This window comes from Puia sp. (assembly GCF_036500295.1).
Taxonomy (GTDB): domain Bacteria; phylum Bacteroidota; class Bacteroidia; order Chitinophagales; family Chitinophagaceae; genus Puia.
Genome location: NZ_DASYCH010000141.1, coordinates 1 through 6,139 on the forward strand (window position 1 = coordinate 1; position 6,139 = coordinate 6,139).

Genomic DNA, 6,139 nt, shown 5'->3' on the forward strand with positions numbered 1-6,139 from the left:
GCCGGACGTTGCGCATACCTTCAAAAAAGGCCATCGCCTGATGATCCAGATCCAAAGCTCCTGGTTCCCGCTGGTGGACCGCAACCCGCAGAAATTCGTGGACATCTATACCGCCGATGACAGCGATTTCACAAAAGAAACGATCAAGGTCTACCATGACAGCGATCATCCGTCAAAGATCATCCTGCCGATACTAAAATGATCCTGGTATGAGATGATCCTGGTATAAAATAATCTTGACTTGGCATGAAACTTTATCTCTTTCTTTTTTTATTGCTTCCCTCCCGGTTACCGGCCCAGGATCGCCGCCAACCGGATAATTTCGTAAAAGAAAATTACGACAAACAGGAAGTATATATCCCCATGCGGGATGGCAAAAAACTCTATACCGCTATCTATTCGCCAAAAGATCACAGCCACCCCTACCCCTTCCTGATGGAACGGACGCCCTATTCCGCCGGCCCTTATGGAGATACCCTCTACCGCCGGTCGCTGGGGCCCAACCGTGAGCTCCTGCAGGAGAAATATATCTTCGTCTACCAGGACGTACGGGGCCGGTATATGAGTGAAGGCGAATTTCAGGAGATGACCCCGCACAGGGAAGGAAAAAGATCCAAACAGGAAACCGATGAAAGCTCCGATACCTGGGATACGATAGACTGGCTTTTAAAAAACGCCAAAAACAACAACGGCCGCGTCGGGATCTGGGGCATCTCCTATCCCGGATTTTATGCCTCCGCCTCCCTGCCGGATGCACACCCCGCCCTCAAAGCCGTCTCCCCGCAGGCGCCCGTCACCGACGAATTCATCGGCGATGACGCCAATCACAACGGTGCCTTCTTCCTGCTCGATAATTTCGACTTCGACAACTTCTTCGATGTTCCACGCCCGCAGCCGGTAAAAAATTATGGCCGCAATATCTTCAAGGTCGATATGAAAGGCGACGCCTACCAATTCTTCCTTGACCTCGGCCCGCTGAAAAACACCAATAACCCCGAATACTTCAACAACAAAGGAAAGATCTGGAACGAATACCTCGGCCACTCCACCTATGACGCCTATTGGAAGGCCCGCAATATCCGCACCCACCTCAAGAATATCCGTCCCGCCGTATTGGTGGTCGGCGGCTGGTTCGACGCGGAAGATATGTTCGGGTCGCTCAGAACCTATGCCGCCATCGAACACCAATCCCCAACCAACGACAACCATCTCATCATGGGCCCGTGGACGCACGGAGGCTGGGGCAGCGCCGCCTGGAATAAGTTTGGCCCCCTCGACTTCGGACAAAACGTCAACGAATACTATCACAACATCGAAACAAAATTCTTCAACTTCTACCTAAAAGATAAGGACACCCTCTCCCTGCCCGAAGCAACCGTCTTCGAAACAGGCTCCAACAAGTGGAAGACCTATTCCACCTGGCCACCGGCAGACGCCAAACCCGTGAAATTTTTTCTGCAGCCCGGGAACGGACTGTCCATAATATCTCCCACAGCTAACACCGCCACACCCGCCGCCGCCTTCGACGAATACACCAGCGATCCGGCCCACCCGGTCCCCTATATCGACGGTATCCATGAGCGGCGCGACAATCAATACATCGTCACCGACCAGCGCTTTGCCGCCCAACGACCGGATGTATTGGCCTACCAAGGCGAGCCCTTAACCGAGGACCTGACCGTCACCGGCCGGATAAAAGCCGATATTTTTCTTTCTTCCTCCGGCACCGACGCCGACCTCATCGTTAAACTGATCGACGTCCTCCCCACAAATGAAGAAGGCAGCACGGCAAAGCTCCCCGCCGGCTACCAACGCCTCGTACGAGCCGATGTCTTCCGCTGCAAATTCCGCAACAGCTTCGAAAAACCCGAACCACTCGTGCCGGGACAGGTGACGGAAGTGGCCTTCGATATCAACGAGATCGCCCATACCTTTAAAAAAGGACATCGCCTCATGGTACAGGTGCAAAGCAGTTGGTTCCCCCTGGTGGACCGGAACCCCCAGACCTTCGTGAACATCCCCACCTGCACGGCGGCGGATTTTCAAAAGGCCACTATCCGGATCTACCACGACGACGCCCATCCTTCCGGGATCATCCTGCCCGTGCTGGAATCTGCCGTGAATGCACAATCAAAAAAATAGCGCATGCTGCCTTATATTCGTTACATGAGCAACTACCTGCGAACACTTCTCGCATCCGTCCTCTTTTGCGCCGGCTTCTGTACCGGCCTGTCATCGGTTGCCCAGCAACCCGCCAACATCCCCCAACCCGTCAACATCCCCCAGCCCGCCATCATCCCCCAACCCGTCAGCGCCACCTGGCAACAGGGAAGCTTCCCGATCAATCCCAACACGGTCCTCATCACCGACGGATCGGATGACCGTTCGGTCGATTTCTTTAATCGATATCTCGAACAGATCTACGGATATCGCCTGCGGGTGATCCGCTCGGGGGTAGTCCCGGCAAACAATTATATCCGGCTCTTTACAAGCCCCGGCGTGCAGCCAGGTACCAATGCGGGTACAAACCTCATTGCTCCTTCACCCGCGATCGAGGGCGGCTATATCCTCCAGGCATCTCCGGAGGCTATAACTATTACTGGCGAAAGCCATTCGGGCATTTTCTACGGCGTCCAGACCCTGATCCAACTGCTCCCGGTCTGCCCCTTCGCGATCGACGCAGGCAACCCGGTCGTACGCGCCCCCGGCAATAAACTTTCGATCCCCTGCGTCAGGATCGAAGACTATCCCCGCTTCGCCTACCGTGGACTCCATCTTGACGTAGGCCGTCATTTCTTCTCCGTGGATTTTGTAAAACGATACATCGATTTTATCGCGCTGCATAAAATGAACGAGTTCCACTGGCACCTCACCGAAGACCAGGGCTGGCGGATCGAGATAAAAAAATATCCCCGCCTGACCGGGATCGGCTCCTGCCGGAGCGGCACCATCATCGGTCATAACCCCGGTACCGGCAACGACAGCACCCCGCATTGCGGATTTTATACCCAGGACGAGATCAGGGAGGTCGTGAAGTATGCAGCCGACCGCTACATCACCGTGATCCCCGAGATCGAATTACCGGGTCACGCTTCCGCAGCACTCGCCGCCTACCCCTGGCTGGGCTGCACAGGCGGACCTTACCAGGTAAAACAGTCCTGGGGCGTTTTCAAGGACGTCTATTGCGCAGGCAACGACAGCGTTTTCCAGTTCCTCGAAGATGTACTGGATGAAGTGATGGCGCTCTTCCCCTCTAAATTCATACATATCGGAGGAGATGAATGCCCAAAAGATAGTTGGAAGGTCTGCCCAAAATGCCAGAAAAGGATCAAAGACCTCGGACTAAAAGACGAGGCCGGCCTGCAAAGTTATTTTGTACAACGGATCGAAAAATATATCAATTCCAAAGGCCGGCAGATCATCGGCTGGGACGAGATCCTCGAAGGCGGTCTTGCACCCAACGCCACGGTCATGAGCTGGCGCGGAGAAAAAGGAGGCATCGAGGCAGCCCGCCAAAACCATGACGTGATCATGACTCCCGGCGAGTATGTCTATTTCGATCACTCGCAATTGCAAAACGATGATTCCCTGACGATCGGCGGTTACCTGCCCTTGAAAAAAGTATATCAATACGAACCGGTGCCTCCCGGTCTCACACCCGAACAGGCGCAGCATATCCGGGGGGCGCAGGCCAATGTATGGACAGAATATATGACGAACCCCCGAAAGGTGGAATATATGCTCTTCCCCCGGTTGAGCGCATTGTCGGAGGTCCTGTGGAGCCCGAAGGAGACCCGCAACTGGCCGGACTTTGAACGACGGCTCCAAACCCAATACCAACGCTATGCCCTCTGGCGCTCCAATTACTACCGGGCCTATATGCCCCCTGCGGATACCCTCGTCCGCGAGAAGCTGGGACAGTGGCAGGACAGCAAGTTCGGTCTCCTGATGCACTGGGGCACCTATAGCCAATGGGGTATCGTGGAAAGCTGGAGCATCTGCCCCGAAGACGAAGGATGGACGGTCCGCAAAGGCCCATACTCCGCCGACTACCACGAGTACGTAAAAGCATACGAGCACCTCCAGACAACATTCAACCCTACCCGCTTCGACCCCGCAAAATGGGCCGCGGCAGCCAAAGAGGCCGGCATGAAATATGTCGTCTTTACCACCAAACACCACGATGGCTTCTGTATGTTCGACACCAAACAGACCGACTACAAAGTCACCTCCTCCTTGTCACCCTTTGCCACAAACCCCCGAAGCAATATCGCCAAAGAGATCTTCGACGCCTTCCGCCAACAGGACTTTATGATCGGCGCCTATTTCTCCAAACCCGACTGGCACAGCGAGAATTATTGGTGGCCCTATTTCCCGCCAAAAGACAGAAATGTCAATTACGACCCCGCCAAATATCCGGAGCGCTGGAAGGCATTTTCAGACTACACCTACAAGCAGATCGAAGAACTGATGACCGGGTATGGAAAAATGGACCTCCTCTGGCTCGACGGCGGTTGGGTACGGCCGTTATCTTCCGTCAATCCTGCCATCGACTGGCAAAAGAAGATCCCCTTTGACCAGGATATCGATATGCCCCGGATCGCGGCTATGGCCCGGAAGAATCAACCAGGACTCATCATCGTCGATCGCAGCGTGCCGGGGGAATTCGAGAATTACACCACCCCCGAACAGACGATTCCTCCACATCCCATGGAGGATCCGTGGGAAACCTGCCTCACCATGGGCAACTCCTGGAGCTATGTTCCCCACGATCATTATAAGTCCACTACAGAATTGGTCCGGTTGCTGATAAAGATCGTCTCCCGCGGTGGCAATTTTCTGCTGAATGTCGGCCCCTCTCCTGAAGGCGACTGGGATGATACGGCCTATGCCCGCCTGAAAGAAATAGGCGCCTGGATGAAGATCAACGGGGAAGGCATCTATAATAGCCGGCCACTTCGTCCCTGGTCCTCCGGCAATGTGTATCTCACGCAGTCAAAGGACGGAGCCACCCAATATGCTTTTTACCTCGGCGAAGACAAGGACGTCACCCTCCCCGCGGAAATAACGATCGACCGGCTGGCACCGGCAAAAAAGAGCCGCATTACCTTACTGGGTGTTAAAGGAACGCTGAAATGGAAACAGGAGGGAAGGAAGATGGTGATCATCATCCCCCCCTCGCTGCAACATAAAATAATCGGCCAGCATGCCGTCCTCTTCCGGATCGGATAAAGTTTCCGCAACTATTTATCCCACCATACCCGGGAAGTCATTCTATCGCCATCCGTCAGACCCGAAACGGCGGCATTATAATTGGTCGCGTTGGCAGCAGCCTCGACGGTCGAATATACATACCGGCGTGGAATACTGCCATTGGTCGCATTGCCGGGATAGTTTACAGGAGTCAGGACGGGGAAACCACTCCTTCTCCAGTTGGCCCACGATTCGGTTTCATCCATAAAGCTGGCTACCCAGTATTGGCTGTTGATGATCTTCAATTCAGAACCCGGCGTCAGCGGATTGGCCGTCAAATAGGCGGTGACATCGCCGGCGGCAGGCGCAGCACCCACTTTAGCCACCTGTCCCATCTGTCCCATGGCAGCCGTCACCCCGTTGGCATAATAGGTTGCGGCAGACCCGCCGGTGATCCAGCCTCTCTGGGCGGCTTCCGCCAGTAAAAATTCCGTTTGTGCATAGGTAAGGAAGAACGTAGGCGCATCCGTGCGGGCAAACGTATTCCTGTTGACACAGGAATATTTATTCTGATTACCGGGCCAGTTGGAAGCATGCGAAAGATCCGTTGCTCCGCCACTAAGGTCATAGCCATTCGGCTGACCCAGTTGTTTCGAAGCCGTATTGTCTCCCAGGTCCGCGGCTACGCCCGGATCGGCCAGAATGGTCCCGAAATAAGAAATACGGGGATCATGGGTCGCGTTGAGATAATCGACAAAGGTTTTACTAAGATGAGCGGCGCCCGGATCGATCACTCCAAGTACGGAACCCGATCCGTTCGCGACCTGGCTTCCGGCGCCATTGGGAGCGGCAGCCTGGTGTACCAGGATGGCATTGTCGTCATTACTGGCAAATACACCACCGGTAACGGCCGCCTGTACCCATTTCTGGGCGGTGGCGGGATCTA

Annotated in this window: 4 protein-coding genes; 3 read left to right on the forward strand and 1 reads right to left on the reverse strand. The window is 54.7% G+C overall.

Annotated elements, in window-relative coordinates; all coding sequences use genetic code 11:
* The 3 genes from VGM48_RS25175 to VGM48_RS25185 form a co-directional block, all read left to right on the forward strand.
* A partial coding sequence (locus VGM48_RS25175) for a CocE/NonD family hydrolase C-terminal non-catalytic domain-containing protein (protein WP_331583809.1) occupies positions 1-202 on the forward strand: 202 nt, incomplete at its 5' end.
* Positions 203-246: 44 nt separating this feature from the next.
* Complete coding sequence (locus VGM48_RS25180; RefSeq protein ID WP_331583811.1) at positions 247-2,142, forward strand: CocE/NonD family hydrolase; 1,896 nt, start codon at positions 247-249, stop codon at positions 2,140-2,142.
* 3 nt (positions 2,143-2,145) lie between these two features.
* Positions 2,146-5,232 (forward strand): family 20 glycosylhydrolase, encoded by a 3,087-nt coding sequence (locus VGM48_RS25185; protein WP_331583813.1) that lies wholly within the window; start codon positions 2,146-2,148, stop codon positions 5,230-5,232.
* A gap of 11 nt (positions 5,233-5,243) precedes the next feature.
* Here the strand turns inward: VGM48_RS25185 and VGM48_RS25190 are convergent.
* The coding region (locus tag VGM48_RS25190; RefSeq protein ID WP_331583815.1) for a SusD/RagB family nutrient-binding outer membrane lipoprotein at positions 5,244-6,139 on the reverse strand (896 nt) is incomplete at its 5' end.

What these genes read in the sequence shown, in the direction of transcription:
- VGM48_RS25180 (WP_331583811.1), top strand. Translation starts at nt 247, where the DNA reads ATGAAACTTTATCTCTTTCTTTTTTTATTGCTTCCCTCCCGGTTACCG.
- VGM48_RS25185 (WP_331583813.1), top strand. Translation starts at nt 2,146, where the DNA reads ATGCTGCCTTATATTCGTTACATGAGCAACTACCTGCGAACACTTCTC.